Source organism: Paenibacillus herberti (genome assembly GCF_002233675.1).
In the GTDB taxonomy this organism is placed as follows: domain Bacteria; phylum Bacillota; class Bacilli; order Paenibacillales; family Paenibacillaceae; genus Paenibacillus_O; species Paenibacillus_O herberti.
The window spans coordinates 707045-728252 of sequence record NZ_NMUQ01000001.1 but is presented as its reverse complement, the minus strand read 5'-3'; the positions used below and the strand labels follow the sequence as shown (position 1 = coordinate 728252).

Below are 21208 nucleotides of genomic sequence, written 5' to 3'. Positions count from 1 at the left end.
CGGAGTATTCTCCTCATCAGGCCTTCTCGAATGGTTTGTGCGCCGGGTCCCTGACTGAATGACGCTCGAACAGCAGCGTGCCATTGTCGTCATCCAGCTATATGGCGGCAAGAATCGAGAGGAGCTTTCACCGCAATAGAAAAGCCGACCTCATTGGGCCGGCTGGTGGTCAAGGCGTTCACGCCTCAGCGGTGTCTCTCTCGATTCTTTACACTAACAATTTACCACGGATATGAGCAAATCCATTGCTCATTATTTATCCGTTTATTCTCTTTTCCTACAGCATTTCGACATAGTTTCTACGCTTCTGTTTTTATACAAGGGTTTCTAGCAATGATCTGTTGTGGGCTCGAACCACTGGCCCTCACCCTGTCAAGATGGTGCTCACTCAACGGAACCAACAGATCAAATATTTACCGTACATAGCCCGAACTATTCTATGAATTCCTCATAAGATGTTGATATAAGCATTATAAGGAGGACTATAGAATGAATATCGAAAGGGACCAAATTAGTAGTATAAAAGGAAAAAGCTGGGGCGTTATATTAGTTTTGTTTATTTTGCTAGTGATCGTCACACGTGTCTGGGCTCCAAAATACTTGCTTGACAACAATTCTTCGGGACAAAGCTCAGATGACGATTCAGTTGGTATTACTTCAACGCAAAGCTTTACAATCGTCAATTATAGCAGTGTATCTTTGGGCTTAAACGCGCTCACAGGAGATGCAGTCCCGCCTCCATCCGGTATTCTTTCACCTTACGGAGGAGAAAACGTAATTAATCTAACTACTTTCAGCTTGAGCTCCAGTTATTCAGAGGTTATATATAGAAATTCCAGAGGACTTGGAACAGTCTCATTTAGACTTGAAAGGGTGATCGGACAAGGGCCCGCAAGAATTGTAAATATCAGTACAACAGGTCCGATTGAAGCGTATGTATCAAACATCTCTTCGTTCAGGTTAGTCATCAACGATACTATAACGCCATGAATAAAATACAGGTAGGGCTATCCTAATCCTATGGAACCACAGAACAAAGAGGAAGAACTGCGAGATGTACCAGGTAAGCAGAATAGTATAAGGAGCATGATTAAAAATGAATGGACAGTTTGAAACCATGAATGGTAAAAGAACAAGTATAGGAATTATTTTGGTTTTGTTCATCCTGCTTGTTATTGTTGCAAGTGTTTTTTGCTCACCCAAAATCCAATATCCCCCTTCAGGTCAGCCGGACGATGGTTCGTCCTCCATCACATCTTCGCAAAGATTTACCATCAATAATCTGACTTCAAACTACTGGTTTAGCCCTGTCTCGTTTACAGGCGATGGGTTTGAGAATGGACCCCCGGTCATGAGATTAATTCCTCCTGAAGGCATCTATGGCTTCGAAATATTAGTGAGTGCATCTCAAGTTTATAGCCCTTCCGTTGTTTACAATATCATTCGACGAGACGGCAGTACAGCGGGAACTTTTGAAACAACCATGTTTACGAATGGTCCTTTTTTTGTAACATTTATGAATACTAGTATTACAGGGCCATTTATCCAAAATACTGCACGTACTACATTAAGTGTAAGTTCTTCGTAACGTCTACGGACAGAAGGCCTAGGACGCAGCTTTTTCTCTTTCGCCATCACAAAAAGCAAACAAGCCAGCCTGTTAAAGCTTCTCAACAGAATGGCTTGTTTTAGATTGGATTTCTCTCAATAAGAGTCAACAATTTTGGCTCTAGCTCGAGATCAGCGGTTGACGAGGTAAATCGAGGTTGAAAATAGAAAAACATCCGTAAATCCTGTATTGTTGTNNNNTTTGGCTCTAGCTCGAGATCAGCGGTTGACGAGGTAAATCGAGGTTGAAAATAGAAAAACATCCGTAAATCCTGTATTGTTGTAAGTCCTACCCAACAACAAATGAGGATAAACAGATGCCACTCCAGTATATCAACGAAATGCTAGGATTACCAGAACTAGAGATCCATGAAATTCTATCCATAGGTGAAAACGAGGTGCACCTTCGAGCATATCCAACAGCCCGATTGCAGCCTTGTCCCATTTGCCATTCTGAACATTTCGTGAAACGAGAAGGCAAAAATACACCTCGTAAAATTAGGCATTTGTCCTTATTCGGCAAAAAGAGTTATTTACATGTGCCAGCACTCCGGTTGTCCTGTTCACGTTGTCGAATCGGCTTCGTGTGGGCCTATTATTTTGTGGGTCCTAAACAGCGCTACAGTCGACTCTTTCGTAATCAAACGGTGGAGCAAGCGCTTGGGTCCACGGCAGCGCATAGCGCAAAAATGCAAGAGACTCCAGCCAGCACGGTACAGCGGATGCATCAAGACGCTATTCCCGCAGAGAGTGAGCGACTCGTGCAACAAGCTTGGAATGAAGCCAAGCAGATGGAGGGTTTGGTGCTGGGAATCGATGATTTTGCGATCAAGAAAGGGCATACCTACAATACCGGCATTCACAATTTACGGGGCGAAACTATGCTAGATCTGCTTGCTGGCCGCAAGCTAGAAGACTTGCGTGCTTATGCTCGCCAGCACCCTGAGTTCCTTGGCCTTCAACCTAAAGCCGTTGTTATGGATTTAGCCAAGGGATATCACACGTGGATAAACGAATGCTTTCCCAAGGCTATTCGTATTGCCGACCGATTTCATGTCCATGGTTATGTCATAGAAGCTGTTCAAGCTGTGCGTAAATCGGTACAACTCCTATTGACTCCAAAAGCCAAAGAAATGCTAAAGCGACACCACAGACTACTGAATCCACAAGCGGAAACACTGCCTGAACAAGAACTCAGTATGCTTCATACGCTGCTTGGCTACTCTTCGCTTTTGCGTAGCGTCTGGGAATGGAAAGAGTCCTTCTCTCGTTGGTATGATTATTCAGCGAATGTTAGCCTTGCTCAGATTGGTTTTAATCGTTGGTGTCAGCAAGGCACTCAGATCGATCATGAGGCGGTGCGAAGCGCCTTGAAAACCATGCGTAATTGGGAAGAAGAGATCGTGAATTACCACCGTTGTCGTTGGACCAATGCGACGGTAGAAGGTCGTCATAATCGCATCAAAGCCTACCAACGACGACATTACTTTACTCGTAATCGTGATTGTTACAAAGCTGGTATATTAATCGAATGCAATCGACATAAGCTGTCTGGATAAACGGTCAACCACTGATTTTGGGTTAGAGCCACAATTTTTATAATTAATTTTAAAGTCGAATAGATTGCCTTTAATCGGTTAAACTGCAAAGCAAAAGATAGATTCAATTCGTTCGGTTAATAGAAGTCTTGAAAGGATGACAACGTAAATGGAAATGAAACATCTCAAGCTAACCGCAGTCCTGCTGTGGGCCGGGTTATTGCTTATGCTGACCGGCACCGAAAGCCTAAAGCAGCTTCTGCTGTATAAAGAGCTGGCCTTCACCTTCGACCCATCGCCGGATTTCCGAGAGTTTTTCCGATGGGCCGATATTCAGCATATCCACAGCGAATGGGTGCTCGTCAAGCTGGGACATTTCGCCGGCTTTGCCGTGCTGGACCTGCTTCTCATGTTTTGGCTGGGACGCAAGCTGCCTGCTCTCGCACTATCCTTCCTGTTCGCCTTAGGCACGGAGGTTCTTCAGCTTTTCCAAAATCGCGATGGGCGATTATACGATGTGATGATCGACACCGCAGGAGCGTTTTCCGCCGCTCTTTTATTTATTTGCCTTCATTATATACTTAGCAAAAAAAGAGTTTCATTACCTGTTTCAAACGGAAAATAGCGCTTTAATAGTAATCAACAAATCATTCCAATTTATATCTATTCCCCTAAATTACGTCGACAAGATTTTCAATCAAACTCTCAAAGGATGTGAGTGAAATTGTCGAACAAGAAAGAACTCATGAAACATATTGAAGTTTTGCGCGAGGCTCTGAACAAAGCTCCTGCAAGCTCATCTGGATACAGTTTGGAGCTTAGCCAACAGTTGGACAAGCTTATTGTTTCCTTTTACAGGGCAGGCTGAGTATCAGCTTGACGATAATTCGACAGATCCTCAAACGTGGCGAAGCTTTCCCATGGGGTCAATACCTCAGACCCGCCCCGCTCTGAATCTCGCATAAGCAGCTTCCTTCATTTTCCACTTCCATTCTCTATATCATCTATGATACACTTTGTATCGTAAAGAAAATGGTTTAGGGGTTGCTGTCATGCTGCTGCTGAAGCTGTTGAGTGAGCCAGCTCACTTTAAACAAGCCTATGAGGAAAGATGGCTCGTTGCGGTTTACAAGGATTCCTGCCTTGTCGAGGATGGATATCCCATTGAAATGTTCAATAGCAATACCGTCAAAATTGCTGGGACCTATTATTTTGTGGAGGAATGTAAGTTCGAGGGCCGCCTGGTTATCCTCCAAACCGACCATTCGACGATGGCCCAAAAAACGCTTGCTTAAAAGCTTCATCTTCAGCCCTCTCATGTCTTCACGGGTCCTATCTTCTCGTTCCCATCCCAATGTCCACGAGCAAAACCGCCCTTCCAAGGACTGCAGTCCATATCGGGAGTGACGGTTTATTTGTGCTTCATAAACTGCTCTAATTGCTGAACGAATGGACAAAAACCCATACGGGCACCCACTTGTCGGGCATAAGCTGGCTAAAAAGGGATGAAGCACATATGCCCCAATATCGTATCATCGTGGATTTATCCGATCGTGCTCTATATTTGCTCGATGGAGATCAAGTCGTCCGACAGTTCCCGATTGCCGTCGGCAAAATACTAACCAAAACACCAACAGGCGAACTCAGAATCATCAATAAACAGGAAAATCCCGACGGGCCTTTCGGAGTGCTCTGGATGGGCCTTTCCAAGCCACATTACGGCATTCATGGTACTAATGAGCCGGCCTCAATCGGCAGAGCAGTCTCTCATGGCTGCATTAGAATGTATAATGAAGATGTTCTGGCGCTGTCCGCGCTTGTTCCGATAGGAACACGGGTTACGATTCGGCCTTAACGGCCGCAACAATCGTTTGGTTCACAGCGTCTTTATAGATAAGGAAGGTTTTTCCGATATCGGCTATACTAGGATAGAAATATTCAAGAAACCTTCCCATATAGAGAGGAGATGCATGCAGGATGTTAAAAAACTTATCCGCACGAAAACTGCTCGCAGGCAGCCTTGCGGCACTCATGCTGGCAGCTGCGGCGCCGCAAGCTGCAGGAGCTTTCTCTGATGTGGGCCAGGATTCCAATGCCGTGTCCATCCGTAGCCTGGAGCAAGCTGGACTGATCAGCGGAACCGGCTCCGGCGAGTTCCAACCCAAGTCGGCCATGACCTACTCGCAGGCTGTATCATTACTCGTGAAGGCTTTCAGCCTCAAACTGGATGCCATCCAATTCATCCAAAAACCCGAGGCAAGCCATTACTTCCCGAGTATGAGCGATACGGCTTGGTATTCGGAACCTTTCCTTATTGCCGCGATTAATGGGCTCGACCTCGACAATGATGTGAAGCCATCCGCTCCAATTAGCCGTGAGCAGTTCGCCCATCTGTTGCTGCAGTCGATTTTGACAACCGGCGATTACAGCTTCAACGATCTCGGAATCGTGCTCACCGATGAGAAGCAGATAGCTGAGCCTTATCGGGGAAGCGTGCAATTGCTGCTGACGAGCAACATCGGCAAGCTCGAAGAAAGTCGACAATTCAAGCCCAAAGAGGCTGTCTCGCGTAGCGACGCGGCAGCCTGGGTAGATGGGGGAATAAAATTCATGGATAAAATCAAGCAAAATGGCAATCCAGACAAGCCCTCTTCTTCCGTAACACCTCTCCAAGGGCTTTCACTCGATACAGCGGATCAGGACGAGCATGTTCGCAAAGTAACTGTGACAGCTCAAGCGCCGAATCCCGGATACGGGCTTCGCATCAGCGGTGTCCGCTTTAGTGGCGACAAGGCATATATTTCAGTTGAAGCCATTAAGCCTGAGCCGGGTCGTATGTATCCACAGGTCATTACCGATGTCTCTGCCGTCACTTATATTGATGCATCGTACACCCCAGTATTGGAATCAACCGGCGACGAGGGCAGCAGCCAACCCTTTAAGGGAGGAATCCTCCCCGGGAAAAATGCACGTTAACGCCCGGAAAGCTCTGCAGTGTCTCATAGAACCGGTCCGCGGCGGCCGGCGCATAATCAGCCTCCAACCCGAGTGAGCGGTATTGTTCCCGCATCCCGAGCTGAGCTGAGCGCCGACCGCCGCTGCCGTCTCCACGGTGAAAGTCATCCACAACGACGCGCGATGCTTCTCTGGCCAGTCTTGCGGCAAAATCCGGCGTATGTGGAAGCAGCGGTGATACAGCGGCCTGAACGGGTACCCCGGCCTCCTGCAGCTCACGAAGCGCTCGCCATCGTGCCGCCAGCGGTGGTGCTGCCGGCGTAAAATGACGGCGCACTGCTTCATCATCCGTTTCCAGCGTAATGCTTGCCCGGATCGCATCGCCAAATGCCTTCAGCAGCTCTTTGTCTCGCACAATCAGTGCGCTTCGCGTCTGGAGCAACAGAAAAGCTGGCGGCCGCTCCAACATTAGCTCCATCAGTCGCCGGGTCGTACTATGCTCTACTTCAGACGGCTGATAAGGGTCCGTAGCCGAACCAAAAAAGAGGCTTAGCGGTCCTTTGTCCGACTCTCGCGCCCACTCCCTACGGAACGCTCTTTCATCCAGCCGCTTGACGTCTACCCAGCTCCCCCAGGGCTCAGCCCGGAACATGCCGACTGGCATTCGCCTGACATAACAGTAGCTGCAGCCGAAGCTGCAACCCGTATAAGGATTGAGCGTATGTGTAAAGCCCTCCAGATAACCACCCGCCGGATTCAACCAGCGGGTCGTCTTTCGCTTCACAGAGGCGGTTTTGCCACTGTCCTCGGCTTGTCCATCCTTTTCGCTGCGGCCGCTCCCCTCCGTATTCATGCAATTGGGGACGGGGATGCAGGTTGTGATTCCGACTCTTCAGGCTGTTTCCTCGTCGCGCCAACAGACGTTCCGGCATCGCTGCCGGCAGCTGTCTCATCCACCGCCGAAGGCTCTGCCGTGCGGCACCAGTCGATCGGCTCCATCCCATGCTTTTCTAGAAAAGCATTCGCCTTGGAAAACGGCTTGCTGCCCAAGAAGCCCCGATGAGCAGAGAACGGGCTTGGATGCGGTGTAGACAGTAGCAAATGCCGACTGCCGTCAAGGAAGGACGCCTTCTCCTGTGTATGTTTGCCCCACAGTAGAAATACCGCCGGCTGCTCCCTTTCGCCGATAAGCCTCACGATGCGGTCAGTGAATGCCTCCCAGCCGAGTCCCTGATGCGAGGCGGCCGCTCCTTTGCGTACGGTAAGCACATTGTTGAGCAGCAGCACGCCTTGACGGGCCCAGCCCCGCAAGTCCCCACTCATCGGGATCGGGCAGCCGATATCTGCATGCAACTCCTTGTAGATGTTCTGCAGCGAAGGCGGGATACGCACTCCCGGCTGCACAGAGAAGCTCAGCCCGTGCGCTTGGCCCGGCCCATGATATGGATCCTGCCCAAGAATGACGACCTTCGTGCCCCCCAGCGAGGTCAGATACAGCGCATTGAAGATGTCATGCATGTCAGGGTAAACAGCGCCGCCGCGGTATTCCTCCACCAAACGGCTACGCAGCTCCAGATAATAGGGCTGCTCCATTTCTTCTATTAGATGCTGCGCCCAATCATTGCGGAATTGTACGGTCATTTTAGCGGAAGCCTCCTCATAAAAGAACATGCGACAAGCCTGTCCGACCAGCCTATAAACAAGCCATTCATTTGACATTGACCGCCGTAGAAAGTAAGATAGATCAAGCCCATATCGAAGAAAGTTGCAGGTGATTGCAATGAGTTACCGCCCGCTCGTAACGAATAGCAGACTCGCGGAACGCAACGATGCTACCCAGCTGTTTCAGGTCGTCGTGAAGCTCAAGGACGGCGGAGAATGCCGCCTGTTCTACGGTCCGGAAGGCACGAAGATCAATCGTCTTCAGACAACGCCTTGCTCGGTGTGCCGCAGAGATTACTACTGTAACTGCATGGACAAGTTCGTTGACATGATCAGCAGCCAGGTCGACCTGGAAGAGCTGAAAGCTGCCCAACCAGCAGCAAAGTAAGAGGCCCCCGAGGCTTCTTTTTTTTGGCTAATTGGCTTAAAAGCCGTCCTTGTAGTGTAACGGATTCGCGCTTTGCTGACAAATAGAGTTCCATTTCTGGGAATTTGGATTAAGCTGGACGATTAACCTGCCGATAAAAGAATTATCTAACGGGAGGAGTGTGGACTCCATGCGCGTCACGATCATTATGGGCTGGATTATAGCTCCTTTTGTCATGCTCCCTGCCTCTTGGAATAAGCTTTCACCAGCGACCAAGACGCTGGGTGCCGTTTGGACTTCCACCATGATCTTCATGCTGGTCTTTGTCCTCTTATCTACTCCCCAGGGCAATCCGGCTCAAAAGGTGCAAGCCAAAGTCATTCCGGCCGCTGCAAGCCCGAATCCCGAAGCGGTGACGGCCAAAGAGCGTCCACATCCTTAATATTAAAAAGCTCCTCCCTGACATCCCATAAGGATGCAAGGAGGAGCTCATGAAACCAATGATGCCGAGGACCGGGCTCGAACCGGTACGGGAGTAACTCCCGACAGATTTTAAGTCTGTTGCGTCTGCCTATTCCGCCACCCCGGCATGAATCCCGCAAAGGAAAAAGATGTGAGTCGTGAACACAACGAAGTAAATCTTAGCATATATACCCAACAATCGTCAATGAAAAAGTTCTCGTTAACGATTCCACATCCAATGGAACTAAGTTGAAAATAAAAAAACCTTGCAGCGCAAGGATTGTTGAAGACTTGGTGGGCCCTGCAGGACTCGAACCTGCGACCAATCGGTTATGAGCCGACCGCTCTAACCAACTGAGCTAAGGGCCCTTTTAAAGGAATGGTTGAACTGCATAAGTACGAGAATAAGTTGCGGGGGCAGGATTTGAACCTGCGGCCTTCGGGTTATGAGCCCGACGAGCTACCGGACTGCTCCACCCCGCGTCAATTAGAAAGGTTCCGTTTGGAACACAAGGATAAATATACTATAACTTCTGCATCAAAGTCAACCTAAATCTTAAATCCGCTTCAAGGCATATATCGCACGCCATATTTCCCTCTTCTGGACTGGAAAACTTCAATCTCTCTTGGGCACTCGTAACCGTAAATCCACCAATCATTTTCCATCCGCTTCACCAGGCAGCCAGCTTGGAATTTGCTGTCATACAGCCTGCCCCAATAAATCCATCTGGACATCATCGTCATCTTTCTCTTCCCTTCCTAGAAGTGTGGCACCATTTGTCTATTTCAGTGCTACCGTCATCGTTCCCAGGATGAAAGAAATTCATTCCATAATGCGTACAAAATGGATATTTTCTATAGGCTTCCAGTATGCTGCGTATGCAAAAAAGGGCCGTTCCTAGGTCATCTAATGATGACTCTTGGGACGACCCCTTCTCGTTGTCAGGAAAGGACACGCATACTATACGTGGCGGTAGATTTCGCAAAACAGCAGCCATAGGCTGAATTTAAACTACTCAGCCCCCGCTGGCAGCCCCATCCGTCGTTCCACCACCCGTATTGCCTTGTGGGTTGGTTTTCAGCTTTTGCAGCAGGGCATTGCCCTTGACTGCCCATTCCTTTACGGCTTCTTCAGGCGTTTTCTTGCCGGTGAGCGCCTCTTGGAACGCTGCCTGGCCAATCGTGTTCACCTCATAGATACCCGGCTTTTCACGTCCAAGCTGTTCCATTGCCATGTTGGGTGGCGTTACCGGCTTGAGCGTGTAGAACGCTTTGATGTTGTACTGCATGCCGTCAATCGGCTTGATGAACTCCTGGCGGGCTGGAATTTCATAGGTGCTGCGGGACTTCAGCTTCGCCCACTCTCGGCTGTTGATGAATTTGATAAATTCCCACGCGCCCTCAGGATTTTGCGCCTTGGCGTTGATGCCCATTGGCTGGCCGAGATAAGAGCTGCCGCCAACATCCGGCTTCTCCTCGAATACCGGAACCGTCACGACATCCCAATCTACCACCTTGATGTCTTTGTTCTTCACCGCCATATCCTTGGTTCTTTTGAGCTCCGAAATAAAGTTGTAGTCCGAGACCATCATTGCTACGTTGCCAGAGCTGAAATAATCGTTGCCGCTCTGATACGGATTGAAGCTGGATTTATCCTTTTCCATCTTTTTCTGACGAGCTTCGTTCAGCTTATTAAGATCTTCCTGTGTCGCTAAGACTTTATCCTTATAAAGATCAATCATGGTTTTCCAAGCGTTAGACCAGGCCGGGCCGCTGTCCACGAGCATTTTTTCGCCCTTGTCGTCGTACATTTTCAGCTCCAGTGGTGCGATATACGTCTGAATATCACCGAACGCATCCCCGCCCCAACGATTCATCTGGAGACCGAACGTCTGTGTTTCACCTTTGCCTTTGGATACTTTGCGCGCCAGATCGAATACCTGGTTCCAAGTCATTTTATCTGTAGGTGGCTGTACACCTGCGTCGGCGAAAATTTTCTTGTTATAAAATAGAGCAGAGCTATTAAACGTCGGTGTCAGCGCGTAAATTTTGGAATCCCCAGCTGCCTTAAGACCGTCGATGACCGTCGGCACATAATCGCTGATATCAAATTTGTCCTTAGCGATCAGCGGGTCCAGCTGTTGCAGGAATCCATCCTGAGTCGTGCGCTGGAGCATAGGATAGTCAATCATGATCACGTCGATTGGATTTTTGCCCGTCATCAGCTCTTTCAGCTTGTCATACGGATCAGGCTGCTTCTCCCCTTCCTTGGGCGGCTGGTTGTAGTTCATATCGTTGTAGTTGTTGGCATAGACGATTTCGAGGGTCACATTTGGATGTGTATACTCAAACGTATCCGTAAATTGCTGGCGAATCCAGCTCTCACTGTCCGGTGATCCATACAGCATTCCGATGCGCAGCACGCTGTTCTCTGGTTGTTCGGAAGAAGAGCCGCTACAGCCTGCGATTACACCGCTGGCCATAACTAGCGACAGTCCAAGAGCGGCGCTGCGACGCGCCCGCTTACCCGTAATTCTCGTCATATTCGTTCCCCATTTAGCTGTCATTTTTGTTCCCCCTCCAAAAGCTTCGGTTTCGTAATAATAATGCGTTCTCCGTCAAACTCCATCGATGCCTTGCCGGCGATGCCCAGGGCGCTTAAATACTCCTTGGGCACTTGCAACCTGCCTGCACGATCTACTACGGCATAAGCCTCATGCACTTCTTGAAGCCCTCCCTTGCCGAAGCCCTCTGCGTCATCCAGATGTGTGTTGCGCCGCAGAAACTCCGTGCTCGTGAGGCCGTCTCGGATCGCTACAACCCGATCCACTTTACCGGCCAGCGACAAATCATGAGTAACGATGACGATTGTAAGACCAAGCTCCCGGTTGAGCGTGCGGAAAATATCCATGATCATATCGCTCGTACGGCTGTCGACAGAGCCGGTCGGCTCATCGGCGAGCAGCATCTGCGGGCGATTCGACAGCGAGATCGCAATGGCGACCCGCTGCTGCTCACCCCCAGAGAGCTGATGCAGCTTGTTGTTCATCCGCTCTTTGAGACCGACCCACTCCAGCAACTGCCGGGAGTAGGCCCGATCTACTTTGCCGCGCAGCATCATCGGCATTTCGACGTTTTCCAGAGCGGACAAATACGGTAGCAGATTGCGCGCGTTGTTCTGCCAGATGAAACCAACCGTCTCCCGTTTGTACTTGACCAACTGCTCTTCGGTGATTTTCAGCAAATCCCACGGACCAACATGTACACTCCCGGCAGAAGGATGGTCGAGGCCGCCAAGAATGTTGAGCAGCGTCGACTTGCCGCTTCCGCTGTTGCCGATTATAGCCATCAGCTCGCCGTCCTTGACGCTCAGGTTGAGCCCCTGAAGGGCGACGACTTCAAGATCGTCGGTTTTGTAAATTTTCACTAATCCTTCGCATTCAATCACAGCCTACCGCTCCTCTCCCATCTTGACAGCCTGATGCACCCGCAGCCTGCGGATATGCAACATCAGCAGCACCGCGCCAATCAGCATCATCAGTCCGACAACGACGTACAGCTGCAACGTATCCTGGCTGTTGAACACAACACGGAAAGGCGGTACATTGCCGGACAGATTGTCGGTCGTCTGCAGGAAGGGCAGGAACAGCAGGCTCGCGATCTTACCGATCATAACGCCAAGCCCGATGCTAAGCCCTGCAGTGAACAGCTGCTCCAGCAGAAGCATGCCGGTCAACTGTCGCCGCGACAAGCCCATCGCCCTCAAGACACCGAACTGCACAACACGGCCGGAAAGATTGAAGAACCAGTACAGGATGTAACCTGTCAATGTAACGATGACCGACACGAGGAAGCCAAGGCTTAGAATTCCGAACACACCGCCACGCGTCGGCAGCTTGCTTTGCGTGATCAGCTCGGTACGAACATCCTTGATGCTGGCAATCTCGATATTCTGTTTTTGCAGCTCCGTCATGAGCGGAGCGACTTTGGCGCCCGGTTTCATCTTGAGCCACACATCGTAAGGAATGAGTGGAACCTGATCATAGATATAATCCAGATTGGCGATGATGAAAGGCGACTGATCTGGATATTGGGAAGGCCAGTATGGCAAAATGCCAACGATAGAGAAATCGACCATACCGTCGCTGAGACCGATTGACACTGTATCCCCGAGCTTCAGCTGATATTTCTCCGCCATGCCAGACGGCACGAGCGCACCTGCTCCCTCGGCATAAATGCCGAGATTGTTAAGATAGTTGTTCGGATGCACGGGGAAGAGATCCTCGCGGAACCATCCGACTTTGGCAAAATCGACATTGTCGATACCCATCAGCGTACCTTGACCCACGGAGCGGCCGGAAACGACGATGCTGCCCTTGGTCTGCAGCACGCGAGCTGCAGCTTCAACGCCCTCAAGCGTGCGGAACACTTGGAAAGGCGGCTCGGAGTAGCGCATCTTGGAAGGAATTTGTTGACCGCCTCCGCCTCCCCCTCCGCCGTTGCCACCTCCACCAGCACCGCCGCCATTGCCGCCGCCTGAGCCTCCTCCGTTGTTCCCACCAGAGCCTCCCCCATTGCCACCGTTATTGCCTTGGGTTGGCTTCAGCTCGGCCGTACCGGACCAGACCGTCTGTATGACGACATCAGTACCATACTGATACAGCGTTCGTTCCGTCGAATTCAAGTCGATCGTACGAGCTGCCGAAGCATTGTAGACACCGAGGCCAAGCGTCAGGATCAACAGAATCATAAGCGGATAATAGCCTTGGGATGAGCGCGACAGCTGGGTCAGAGTCAGATATAGCGGCACCGGCAGCAGCTTGCGGCCGAGCCAGTTGAACAGACGAAGCAGCCATGGGAACAACCTTAGGAAAAACATTCCCAGCGAGAAGATCGCAAGTGCAGGAACGAAGAACAGGAATGGCTGCACATTCAGCTGATCCGTCGTCATGCCGGTTTTGATCGTCAGCAGTTGGCGTTCGTTGAACATATACCAGCCATAGCCGCTCGCTCCGAGCAGCAAAACATCCAAAAACCAGCGCTGCCAAAATGGAGCTCGATCGGAGCGAGCCAGCTGCTGCTTGTAACCGACGATGGAAGCTCTGGCATAAATGACGGCTGGAATTACCGTGGCCAGCACGGCCAGCAGCACAGCCGCGCTGCCGGCGATGATCGCATCCGTCGTGAACCCGACGGGAATCGACTTGCGGTCGACGAACTCAAGGAAGCCGTTCGCCGAGCCGATGCTCTTGGCCATGAACCAGCCGAGCAGCGGTCCGAGCACAAACGCCGCGCCGCCAAGCAGCAAGCTTTCAAGCAGGTACAGCCCGATAATCTGGCGCGTACCCGCTCCCCGGCTGCGCAGCACGGCGATATCGCTGCGCTGCTTGTCGAGTGACTGGCGGGCATTCATAGCGATGAAATAGAACACCATCGCAATCATTGGCGCCGCCAGTGTGAACAGCAGCGTCTGCAGTTGCAAGCTCGTCGTGCGGAATTCTTGCAAAATCGTTGCAAAACTAATTTCGACGCGTGTATCAGGGAGCTTCTGGTACAGCTCGATGTTCAGCCGCTCCAGCGTGCGCGTCAGCGGCGCGAGTTCGCTCGTGCGGATTTCCCGCAGATCGAAGGCATAGTACCAGCTGCCACTGTGCAACGGGATCTTTTTATCCGTCAAAATGCCGTCAGTCATCGAGGAATCGCTCGTCAGGAAGGCATTCATCAGCCCCTCCAACCCCTGGTACCAGAAGGGATCGGAAGCGTTCATCGGCTTGAATGCGCCAACGATCTTCACGCGCAGCAGCTGGTCAGAACCGCCGCCGTAAGCCGGGTAAAGGAACACGTCGCCGATATGCATATCGGCTCGGTAAAGCGCCTCTTCCAGCACAACCGCTTCGATCGTATCGCCATCTCCCTTGCCAGGGGCGAACCAGCGGCCTTGGGCGAGCTCACCTTTCTCCTCTAAACCAGAGAGCGACTGCAGCCCGAACTTGCGGCTGACGCTTGCGCTGACCTTGGTCGGATCCTCCGGCGTGATGTCCGTGCTGCGAATGGCATAGCTTCTTGTCTTCGTATCCGCCGGGAAGTCGATCAGCTTCGGCACATCTTTCTGGATATAGCTGTCTACATTTCCAAGCGAACCTAGATTGGTAGGTCCGGGGCTTGCATTGTAGCGCATGAGCAGGGAACCAGCCGGCAACCCCTCGCTCTTCTCTTGCAGCGATTGGGTGACGACCCGCTTCAGCGAGCCGTCCGCATACATCGGAATACTGACCGCGAATGCTACCGCCAAAATAAGCCCGGCTAGAGAACTGAGCGTCAGCCAGCGGGTGTTCCACATTTTGCGGAACAGGAATCGGAGGAGCAACACGTTAATTGCCCACCACTTTCATTCCGGGCTCCAGGCCCTTTAAAATTTCCACCACGGTACCTGTCTGCTCGCCAACCTCTACGTCCACCTCCCGCTTCGTCTCGCCTTCTACAACCTGCACATAGGTACGGGAACCAATGCTGCGCAGCGCCGAAGGCGGAATAACGATTGCGTTAGCCTTACTTTTCACGATGATGCTGACGGAAAGCATAGTGCCGCGAGTGACGTTTGCTGGAACTTTATCAAGCTGCACAAGCAGGAAGTCCTCCGGCCGCTCGGGCTTGTTGCTGCCGCCGTTTCCTCCGTTTCCGCCATTCCCGCCATTCCCACCGTTATTGCCTTCCTCTTCGTTCTGAGCCACCGGTAAAGCGCGGATCTTGCCCTTCACTACGCCGACACCATTAATATCAACACTTACCTTCATGCCGACCGATACCTGCTCCAATTCATCGGCATCCAGCTTAATGCCAGGCGCAAGCTGTGACGTATCGGCGATGACAGCGATGGGATCATACGCCTTGATGGCGTCGCCCTTCTGCACCGGCAGTTGCACGACTGTGCCAGAGAACGGGGCGTACAGCGTTGCATTGCTAATTTCAAGCTCCAGATCGCTGATTGCTTGGCGCTTCTCCTCGAATGCGATGACCGCAGCCTCGAAATCAACCGGCGGCATTTCATCTTTTTTGCGAAGAGTTTCTTTCATGCCAACCTCATCCTTGCGGAACTGCAATTTCTGGTCGCGCACTTGTTTCTGCAAATCCTTAACGTCCAAGGCAGCGATGGGATCGCCCGCTTTCACCTTCTGGCCGGGTTTTATGTATAATTCCTTAAGCCGTTTGCCATCAACGGTATAGTAAAGCGTCTCCTCGCGCATCGAGATCAGCTTGCCAGCAGCCTCCACGCGGGTTTCCAACGTTTGCGTCGTCACTTCGTACTCCGGTTTTTTGGAAATTTGAGGCGGAGCAATGGACGGCAGCACCTCCTCCGTCTGTTCTTCCGGCAGCAGCGAGCAGCCGCTCGACAACACCAGGGAACAGCCAAGTAGCAGGGCAGCAGCACTTTTAGATGAACGTACCGTCCACCATTTCGTAAACATGATCGGCAACCTCCAAAATCGTAGGATCGTGGGTCGTCATACAGATGGTGACACCCTCGGTTTTAATAATCGTGCGAAAAACATTCATAATCTGTGCGGACATCTGGCTGTCCAGCTCCGCTGTTGGTTCATCCGCCAGCAGTAGCTTTGGCCGATGGGCAATGGCCTTGGCGATCGCCACACGCTGCTGCTCACCGCCGGACATTTCGAACGGACGATGTTTCATCCTCCGCTCCAGCCCGACTAGCTCCAGGCAGTGCTCGACTCGCCCTTTCCACTCGCCGCGCGGCGTTCCCGCCATGCGAAGCGACAGTTCGACATTCTCCCATGCAGAGAGCAGCGGCATCAGTGCAAACGCCTGAAAAATAAAGCCCATGCGCTCACGCCTGATAATGGTGCGCTGATCATCGTTTAACTTATGGATCGGCATCCCGTCGAACCAAATCTCGCCTTTGCTCGGTGTATCCAAACCACCGATTAAATTGAGCAACGTCGTTTTGCCGGAGCCGGAGCGGCCTCTCAGCATCACAATCTGCCGCTGTGGAACGGTCATCGTGATCCCCTTGAGTACATGAATCGGCGCTCCTGATGCGGGGAAGCTGCGGTGTACACTGCTGACGCTGAGCAGCGGCTCGCCAGTTGCTTCTTCGAATGCTTCGGGAGCAAGTTCGGCAGCTGCGGCTGACTCTAACTTGGCCGCGTCATTGGCTGAAATTTCGGCTTCTTGTACATCTGCCTCAGCTCCTGATTCAGGAAGCAGTTCAGGAGGCGGCTGGGCCGATAGCTCTTTTTGCTTCTTTTTCCAGATCATGTTGAAGTTCGACCCTCACTTTTCTCATCTTTCTCATTTTTCATAATGACGGATGGGATAACTTAAAAGTTACACCTCAAATGCCTATATGTGAAAAAATTTCCTAAAAAGAGTTCCGAAGAACCAGAAATCATGGATGTCAACCAAATTTTTACATGTATTAAGTCCTGAATTTCGACATTTTTCACAGTGATACAAATACTTTGTCCCCTCCTGCTTAAGCTCCTTTACACCTCATCAATTGTGAGAATCGTTAAAATCCAGCTGGAAATAAAAGAACAAAAAAAGAGCAACTAAACCGCTACTCGCGATGTAGTTGCTCCCGTTGATTAATTTAGTTGCTCTTGTTGATTCGTTAACCACGATCGGCCGGGAACACAAGCCCGATTTGACGGCGCGCTTCGTCCATAATTTCCATGACAGCTAGCGACACTTCAAAGCTGTTGATGTCCGATTCCGTTTTGCCTTCTGCGGCCAGACGGACAAATTCCTCGATCTCGTACAGCATCGTATTGTCCGCCTGCGGCCGTGTCAGTTCCTCTTCCGGGCTTCCGTCGCGATAGCTCAGGCGCACGCTCGCCGGCTGGCTGATCCGTTCGATCAGCATAATGCCGTTTTCCCCTTGGATTTCCGCCGGCAGGTGGGAATCGGATATTTTAGAATGAGTCAGCATGGCATCCATCCCCTTGTAGCTCAGCAGCAAGCTGCCTCTACCGTCAACGCCGGATTCCAGCATCACCGCGCTTGCTTGAACCTTCTCCGGCTTACCGAACAGTGCGACGAGCGGATAGATGCAGTACGTTCCGATGTCCACCAAAGAACCGTTCGACAGTTCGGGCTTGAAGGCATTCAGCACTTCCCCCGCCTTGTAGCGATCATAACGAGAAGAATACTGACAGTAGGACGCGAAGTATTGACGAACCTCGCCCAGCTTGTGCAAGTTATCGCGGATCGCCGCAAAGTTCGGCAAAAACGTAGACTTCATCGCCTCCATCAGCAGTACCCCATGCTCCTGCGAGGCTGCGATCATCTCTCTCAGTTCGCGGCTGTTCGAAGCAATAGGCTTCTCACATAAAACATGTTTGCCCCGCTTCATAAACGCAATCGACTGCTGTGCGTGCATCGCGTTCGGGCTTGCTATATAAATCGCATCCAGCGCGTCACTCGCAGCCATCTCGTCCAAATTCGTAAAACGCAGTGGAATGCCATGCTTGTCCGCGAACTCGGCTCCCCGCTCCGCTGAGCGGGAATAATGAGCGGCGAGCTGCAGGCCCGACACCTGGCGAGCCGCATCGATGAACGTTTCCGTAATGAAGTTGGAGCCGATAATGCCCATTCTTAGCATGGTAGTTCCTCCCTATCTCGTTGTCTGTCCCCAAGTTTATCATAGATTCGCAAGCAAAAAACAGCCTGCCCCCGAAGGGACAGACTGCAATGGTCGTGTGCTGCATGACCGCTTAAGCTTAAACCTGCGCCCCGGCGTTCAACAGTTTGACGATATGACTCTCGATCTTTTCCGGTGTGTCAGTCGGCGCGAAGCGCTTCACGATTCGACCATCTTGATCGACGAGGAACTTGGTGAAATTCCACTTGATTGCCTTCGTGCCGAGGAAACCTTTGGACTTACTCGTCAAAAAATCGAACAGCGGGTGGGCATTGGCTCCGTTCACGTCCACTTTGGCATAGAGCGGGAAAGTGACACCGAAGTTAATCTTGCATGCCTCCTGAATCGAATCGTTGTCTCCCGGTTCCTGATTGGCGAATTGCCCACATGGGAAGCCCAGTACAGCAAGTCCCTTGTCCTTGTAGGTTTGATGAAGCCTTTCCAATCCGTCGAATTGCGGTGCGAGACCACACTTGGTCGCCGTGTTCACAATCAGCATCACTTTGCCCTGATAAGGCGCAAGCGAGGCTCTCTCTCCCTTGGCTGTTCCGATCTCGATATCGTAAATTGACATTCCACATCACCACTTCCAAGTTATTAACTCTATTTAAATTGTATACAATTTAAATGCTCTAGTCAACTTTCCTGCTCCATCTTTCTCCCATTAGCCAAAAAAGGCTGTTCCGCAACATCGCGAAACAGCCTTAACGATCGGGTCAGTCGGCGTCACCTAGCCAGCCCTGATCCTCCAGCCAGCTCGCCGACAGCTCGCTCCAGCCTGCGGCACGTCGGTCATCCAACGCCAGCCCGATGCCGTGTTGACCTTTTTGATAGACATGCAGGTCAAACGCAACTTCATGTTCAGCCAACGCCGCCGCAAAACGGAGACTGTTGGCGATGGGGACTGCAGCATCCTCGGCGGTATGCCAAATGAATGATGGCGGTGTATCGCGATTCACCTGCTCATCGGCGCTTAGAAGCGTCACCAGCTCCGCATCCAGCTCCTCTCCAAGGAGCAGCCTGCGCGAACCGACATGCACAACCTCATCCCTCATACTGATGACCGGGTAGCACAAAATTAGAGCGTCCGGCCGGCAGTCAAGACGGCTGATGGGATCCTCAGCGAATGGATCGCCATCGTTAAACAGCGTGCCGGCACTAGCGGCCAAATGACCTCCAGCCGAGAAGCCGAGCAGCGCAATCCGCTGCGCATCCACTCCCCACTCCTCCGCATGATGCCGCACAAGGCGGATCGCCCGCTGAGCATCCTGCAGCGCATTGGGGTACATATACGGCGCAACGCGATAATGCAGCACAAAGGCGTGAAACCCTCTAGAGCGGTACCACTGTGCCACTGGGTCCGCTTCATGCGCTGCTCGCATCGCATACCCGCCGCCCGGGCATACGATGACAGCACCACGAGGAACGCCGCTGCCTTCAGCGGGAAAGCGCAGCAGATGCGGACGGTCTTCCTCTTCGCTGCCTAGCGCCCCTGGGGCATCGTCTTGCCAAAGCTCGATTCGCTCCATGCTAATCCTCTCCTTTTACCATTCTATGGATTCATTCACCCTTACTGTATATGAATTACCCCGTCCAGACATAGCTCTAGCTGGACTCCTCCTATTTCCCCGAATGGACGGGTCGATTATAATGGCTGGAGAACAGTGAGATCATCAGGAGGAATCGTGTTGACAAAGGTCGGACTGGTCATGAGAAAAATTCAATTCGCGGAAGCGCAAGGACCACGGATTTATGCCGAGAGACTTCAGGCGCTGAGCCGCCAGCTCGGTGTTGAGATTGTGTTCATCGCTCCGGAGCGCCATGTGAGTGGATACGATCAAGCACCCGGTTACGAATACGAAAAGGGTGATCTGGTCAACTACGATCTTGTGCTGGACCAGCTTCATCAGGAACGAATCGAACATGTCATTTACACCGTGTCGGGGTTTACCTTTTTGAAGATGTTTTTTGACAAATGCGTGCTTTTCCCCCATTCCTATCCCCATCCCGATCTGACCGGATATGAGATGATGAAGCCGTTTTATTCCATTGTGGACAAAGCGGTGGTGCATACCGACTATCTCAAGGGGTTATTCCGTACCGATTACGGCGTAACGGACGTGGATGTCATTCCGATTGGATTTGAAGAAGAGCTTGCCAACAACTATTACGATCCGTCTCAGATTGTGGAGAACCGCATCCTCTGGATCGGGCGAGATGAACCGAATCGCAGGCCAGATCTGCCGCTAGAGTACGCGAGACGCAATCCGGACAAAGAAGTCATCATGGCAATGGGCGGCCTCCGCTATCGGGAAAGCATGAAACGATATGACATTCCGTCCAACGTAAAGCTGCATTTCGCCCTATCGCGCGACGAGGTATTCCAGCTGATGAACACGGCCAAAGTGTATTGGAGCTCCAGCCGCTTTGATACGTTTTCGATGCCGCTGTCGGAAGCGATGGCAATGGGCAAACTTGTCGTCAAACCGGAGCATGCCTGTTATGGCCATATTTCCTCGACGCATACTTTCGCCGGTGGGGAGAGTAACTGGTTCGAACTGCTCAACATGGCCGCCGCCCATCCTTTGCGGGTATCCGAGGCGAATCGGGATTATGCTTTTGGCCGCTTCAGCGGACGTGTTATGAAGGATGGATATGAACGATTCTACTCAGAATGGCTGAAGTAAATCTACAATTGACCTTACATGAATGAGGGGTAGGCCATCCTATGAACAAAATCCTCATCATCGGAATTGTCGCTAGCGGCAAAACAACACTCGCCAAGCGATTATCCATACAGCTCAATATTCCCTGGTATGAATTGGACTGCATCGTCCACCATCGAACTTCGGAGGCGTCTTATAAACGTACAGCGGACGAACAGGTTGAGGTTATCATGAGTATTGATGAACAAGGGACTTCGAAATGAAAAGGGAGCAGTTTGAATCCAAACTG

Annotated in this window: 23 protein-coding genes and 3 tRNA genes; 12 read left to right on the top strand and 14 right to left on the bottom strand. The window is 51.3% G+C overall.

Annotation, left to right across the window (positions count from 1 at the left end; all coding sequences use genetic code 11):
• Nucleotides 1-489 precede the first annotated feature (489 nt).
• From CGZ75_RS03375 to CGZ75_RS03345, 8 genes are all read left to right on the top strand, one after another.
• Nucleotides 490-990: a hypothetical protein gene (locus CGZ75_RS03375; RefSeq protein ID WP_089522868.1), complete on the top strand. Its 501-nt coding sequence runs from the start codon at nucleotides 490-492 to the stop codon at nucleotides 988-990.
• Between the two features lie 106 nt (nucleotides 991-1096).
• Nucleotides 1097-1588 carry a hypothetical protein gene (locus CGZ75_RS24370; protein WP_141136653.1) on the top strand — a complete coding sequence of 164 codons (492 nt, stop codon included), beginning with the start codon at nucleotides 1097-1099 and terminating at the stop codon, nucleotides 1586-1588.
• 337 nt (nucleotides 1589-1925) lie between these two features.
• Nucleotides 1926-3167, top strand: coding sequence for an ISL3 family transposase (locus tag CGZ75_RS03370; protein WP_089522867.1), 1242 nt, complete (start codon nucleotides 1926-1928; stop codon nucleotides 3165-3167).
• Between the two features lie 148 nt (nucleotides 3168-3315).
• A complete protein-coding gene (locus CGZ75_RS03365) occupies nucleotides 3316-3771 on the top strand; it encodes a VanZ family protein (RefSeq protein WP_089522866.1) in 456 nt (151 codons plus the stop codon).
• 99 nt (nucleotides 3772-3870) lie between these two features.
• Nucleotides 3871-4014: an aspartyl-phosphate phosphatase Spo0E family protein gene (locus CGZ75_RS03360; protein ID WP_089522865.1), complete on the top strand. Its 144-nt coding sequence runs from the start codon at nucleotides 3871-3873 to the stop codon at nucleotides 4012-4014.
• 184 nt (nucleotides 4015-4198) lie between these two features.
• Nucleotides 4199-4441, top strand: a complete 243-nt coding sequence (locus CGZ75_RS03355; protein ID WP_089522864.1) for a hypothetical protein — start codon at nucleotides 4199-4201, stop codon at nucleotides 4439-4441.
• Between the two features lie 221 nt (nucleotides 4442-4662).
• Nucleotides 4663-5001 (top strand): L,D-transpeptidase, encoded by a 339-nt coding sequence (locus CGZ75_RS03350; protein ID WP_089522863.1) that lies wholly within the window; start codon nucleotides 4663-4665, stop codon nucleotides 4999-5001.
• Nucleotides 5002-5123: 122 nt separating this feature from the next.
• Nucleotides 5124-6122, top strand: a complete 999-nt coding sequence (locus CGZ75_RS03345) for an S-layer homology domain-containing protein (RefSeq protein ID WP_089522862.1) — start codon at nucleotides 5124-5126, stop codon at nucleotides 6120-6122.
• Here the strand turns inward: CGZ75_RS03345 and CGZ75_RS03340 are convergent.
• Nucleotides 6085-6954: an SPL family radical SAM protein gene (locus CGZ75_RS03340; protein WP_141136651.1), complete on the bottom strand. Its 870-nt coding sequence runs from the start codon at nucleotides 6952-6954 to the stop codon at nucleotides 6085-6087. The genes CGZ75_RS03345 and CGZ75_RS03340 overlap by 38 nt on opposite strands.
• Nucleotides 6951-7742 (bottom strand): uracil-DNA glycosylase, encoded by a 792-nt coding sequence (locus CGZ75_RS03335; protein WP_089522861.1) that lies wholly within the window; start codon nucleotides 7740-7742, stop codon nucleotides 6951-6953. The genes CGZ75_RS03340 and CGZ75_RS03335 overlap by 4 nt, the downstream gene beginning before the upstream one ends.
• Before the next feature lie 139 nt (nucleotides 7743-7881).
• On the opposite strand from CGZ75_RS03335, the gene CGZ75_RS03330 reads away from it, so the two are divergent.
• Together CGZ75_RS03330 and CGZ75_RS03325 are read left to right on the top strand one after the other, a co-directional pair.
• Nucleotides 7882-8151 carry a hypothetical protein gene (locus CGZ75_RS03330; protein WP_089522860.1) on the top strand — a complete coding sequence of 90 codons (270 nt, stop codon included), beginning with the start codon at nucleotides 7882-7884 and terminating at the stop codon, nucleotides 8149-8151.
• 169 nt (nucleotides 8152-8320) lie between these two features.
• Nucleotides 8321-8572, top strand: coding sequence for a hypothetical protein (locus CGZ75_RS03325; protein WP_089522859.1), 252 nt, complete (start codon nucleotides 8321-8323; stop codon nucleotides 8570-8572).
• Nucleotides 8573-8634: 62 nt separating this feature from the next.
• On the opposite strand, the gene CGZ75_RS03320 is transcribed toward CGZ75_RS03325, so the two are convergent.
• The 12 genes from CGZ75_RS03320 to CGZ75_RS03270 form a co-directional block, all read right to left on the bottom strand.
• Nucleotides 8635-8719: transfer RNA gene (locus CGZ75_RS03320), tRNA-Leu, on the bottom strand.
• Between the two features lie 165 nt (nucleotides 8720-8884).
• A tRNA-Ile gene (locus tag CGZ75_RS03315) sits at nucleotides 8885-8961 on the bottom strand.
• A 40-nt stretch (nucleotides 8962-9001) separates the two neighbouring features.
• Nucleotides 9002-9075 (bottom strand) — tRNA-Met (locus CGZ75_RS03310).
• 84 nt (nucleotides 9076-9159) lie between these two features.
• Nucleotides 9160-9330: a hypothetical protein gene (locus tag CGZ75_RS25035; RefSeq protein ID WP_176444621.1), complete on the bottom strand. Its 171-nt coding sequence runs from the start codon at nucleotides 9328-9330 to the stop codon at nucleotides 9160-9162.
• A 278-nt stretch (nucleotides 9331-9608) separates the two neighbouring features.
• Nucleotides 9609-11159 (bottom strand): ABC transporter substrate-binding protein, encoded by a 1551-nt coding sequence (locus CGZ75_RS03305; RefSeq protein WP_245850684.1) that lies wholly within the window; start codon nucleotides 11157-11159, stop codon nucleotides 9609-9611.
• Nucleotides 11156-12040 (bottom strand): ABC transporter ATP-binding protein, encoded by an 885-nt coding sequence (locus tag CGZ75_RS03300; RefSeq protein WP_089522858.1) that lies wholly within the window; start codon nucleotides 12038-12040, stop codon nucleotides 11156-11158. Before CGZ75_RS03300 ends, CGZ75_RS03305 begins: the two co-directional genes overlap by 4 nt.
• Nucleotides 12041-12043: 3 nt before the next feature.
• Nucleotides 12044-14968 (bottom strand): ABC transporter permease, encoded by a 2925-nt coding sequence (locus CGZ75_RS03295; RefSeq protein ID WP_089522857.1) that lies wholly within the window; start codon nucleotides 14966-14968, stop codon nucleotides 12044-12046.
• Nucleotides 14964-16058, bottom strand: a complete 1095-nt coding sequence (locus CGZ75_RS03290; RefSeq protein ID WP_089522856.1) for an efflux RND transporter periplasmic adaptor subunit — start codon at nucleotides 16056-16058, stop codon at nucleotides 14964-14966. The genes CGZ75_RS03295 and CGZ75_RS03290 overlap by 5 nt, the downstream gene beginning before the upstream one ends.
• The gene (locus CGZ75_RS03285) at nucleotides 16024-16869 is read right to left on the bottom strand and encodes an ABC transporter ATP-binding protein (RefSeq protein WP_089522855.1); all 846 of its coding nucleotides are present in this window, start codon (nucleotides 16867-16869) and stop codon (nucleotides 16024-16026) included. The genes CGZ75_RS03290 and CGZ75_RS03285 overlap by 35 nt, the downstream gene beginning before the upstream one ends.
• A gap of 355 nt (nucleotides 16870-17224) precedes the next feature.
• Nucleotides 17225-18214, bottom strand: a complete 990-nt coding sequence (locus CGZ75_RS03280) for a Gfo/Idh/MocA family protein (RefSeq protein ID WP_089522854.1) — start codon at nucleotides 18212-18214, stop codon at nucleotides 17225-17227.
• 118 nt (nucleotides 18215-18332) lie between these two features.
• Entirely contained in the window at nucleotides 18333-18827 is a 495-nt protein-coding gene (locus tag CGZ75_RS03275; RefSeq protein ID WP_089522853.1) for a glutathione peroxidase, read from the bottom strand.
• Between the two features lie 142 nt (nucleotides 18828-18969).
• Nucleotides 18970-19782, bottom strand: a complete 813-nt coding sequence (locus tag CGZ75_RS03270) for an alpha/beta hydrolase (RefSeq protein ID WP_089522852.1) — start codon at nucleotides 19780-19782, stop codon at nucleotides 18970-18972.
• 159 nt (nucleotides 19783-19941) lie between these two features.
• Here CGZ75_RS03270 and CGZ75_RS03265 point away from each other — a divergent pair, with 159 nt between their 5' ends.
• Entirely contained in the window at nucleotides 19942-20940 is a 999-nt protein-coding gene (locus tag CGZ75_RS03265; RefSeq protein ID WP_089522851.1) for a glycosyltransferase, read from the top strand.
• Nucleotides 20941-20981: 41 nt separating this feature from the next.
• A complete protein-coding gene (locus CGZ75_RS26425) occupies nucleotides 20982-21182 on the top strand; it encodes a EutP/PduV family microcompartment system protein (protein ID WP_089522850.1) in 201 nt (66 codons plus the stop codon).
• Nucleotides 21183-21208 lie beyond the last annotated feature (26 nt).

Excerpts from the sequence above, each read along its gene's own strand:
- CGZ75_RS03275 (WP_089522853.1), bottom strand. The coding sequence starts at position 18,827 with ATGTCAATTTACGATATCGAGATCGGAACAGCCAAGGGAGAGAGAGCC.
- CGZ75_RS03350 (WP_089522863.1), top strand. The coding sequence starts at position 4,663 with ATGCCCCAATATCGTATCATCGTGGATTTATCCGATCGTGCTCTATAT.
- CGZ75_RS03355 (WP_089522864.1), top strand. The coding sequence starts at position 4,199 with ATGCTGCTGCTGAAGCTGTTGAGTGAGCCAGCTCACTTTAAACAAGCC.
- CGZ75_RS03335 (WP_089522861.1), bottom strand. The coding sequence starts at position 7,742 with ATGACCGTACAATTCCGCAATGATTGGGCGCAGCATCTAATAGAAGAA.
- CGZ75_RS03305 (WP_245850684.1), bottom strand. The coding sequence starts at position 11,159 with ATGACAGCTAAATGGGGAACGAATATGACGAGAATTACGGGTAAGCGG.
- CGZ75_RS24370 (WP_141136653.1), top strand. The coding sequence starts at position 1,097 with ATGAATGGACAGTTTGAAACCATGAATGGTAAAAGAACAAGTATAGGA.
- CGZ75_RS03285 (WP_089522855.1), bottom strand. The coding sequence starts at position 16,869 with ATGATCTGGAAAAAGAAGCAAAAAGAGCTATCGGCCCAGCCGCCTCCT.
- CGZ75_RS25035 (WP_176444621.1), bottom strand. The coding sequence starts at position 9,330 with ATGATGTCCAGATGGATTTATTGGGGCAGGCTGTATGACAGCAAATTC.
- CGZ75_RS26425 (WP_089522850.1), top strand. The coding sequence starts at position 20,982 with ATGAACAAAATCCTCATCATCGGAATTGTCGCTAGCGGCAAAACAACA.
- CGZ75_RS03290 (WP_089522856.1), bottom strand. The coding sequence starts at position 16,058 with ATGTTTACGAAATGGTGGACGGTACGTTCATCTAAAAGTGCTGCTGCC.
- CGZ75_RS03330 (WP_089522860.1), top strand. The coding sequence starts at position 7,882 with ATGAGTTACCGCCCGCTCGTAACGAATAGCAGACTCGCGGAACGCAAC.
- CGZ75_RS03325 (WP_089522859.1), top strand. The coding sequence starts at position 8,321 with ATGCGCGTCACGATCATTATGGGCTGGATTATAGCTCCTTTTGTCATG.
- CGZ75_RS03365 (WP_089522866.1), top strand. The coding sequence starts at position 3,316 with ATGGAAATGAAACATCTCAAGCTAACCGCAGTCCTGCTGTGGGCCGGG.
- CGZ75_RS03340 (WP_141136651.1), bottom strand. The coding sequence starts at position 6,954 with ATGAATACGGAGGGGAGCGGCCGCAGCGAAAAGGATGGACAAGCCGAG.
- CGZ75_RS03280 (WP_089522854.1), bottom strand. The coding sequence starts at position 18,214 with ATGCTAAGAATGGGCATTATCGGCTCCAACTTCATTACGGAAACGTTC.
- CGZ75_RS03375 (WP_089522868.1), top strand. The coding sequence starts at position 490 with ATGAATATCGAAAGGGACCAAATTAGTAGTATAAAAGGAAAAAGCTGG.
- CGZ75_RS03270 (WP_089522852.1), bottom strand. The coding sequence starts at position 19,782 with ATGGAGCGAATCGAGCTTTGGCAAGACGATGCCCCAGGGGCGCTAGGC.
- CGZ75_RS03345 (WP_089522862.1), top strand. The coding sequence starts at position 5,124 with ATGTTAAAAAACTTATCCGCACGAAAACTGCTCGCAGGCAGCCTTGCG.
- CGZ75_RS03370 (WP_089522867.1), top strand. The coding sequence starts at position 1,926 with ATGCCACTCCAGTATATCAACGAAATGCTAGGATTACCAGAACTAGAG.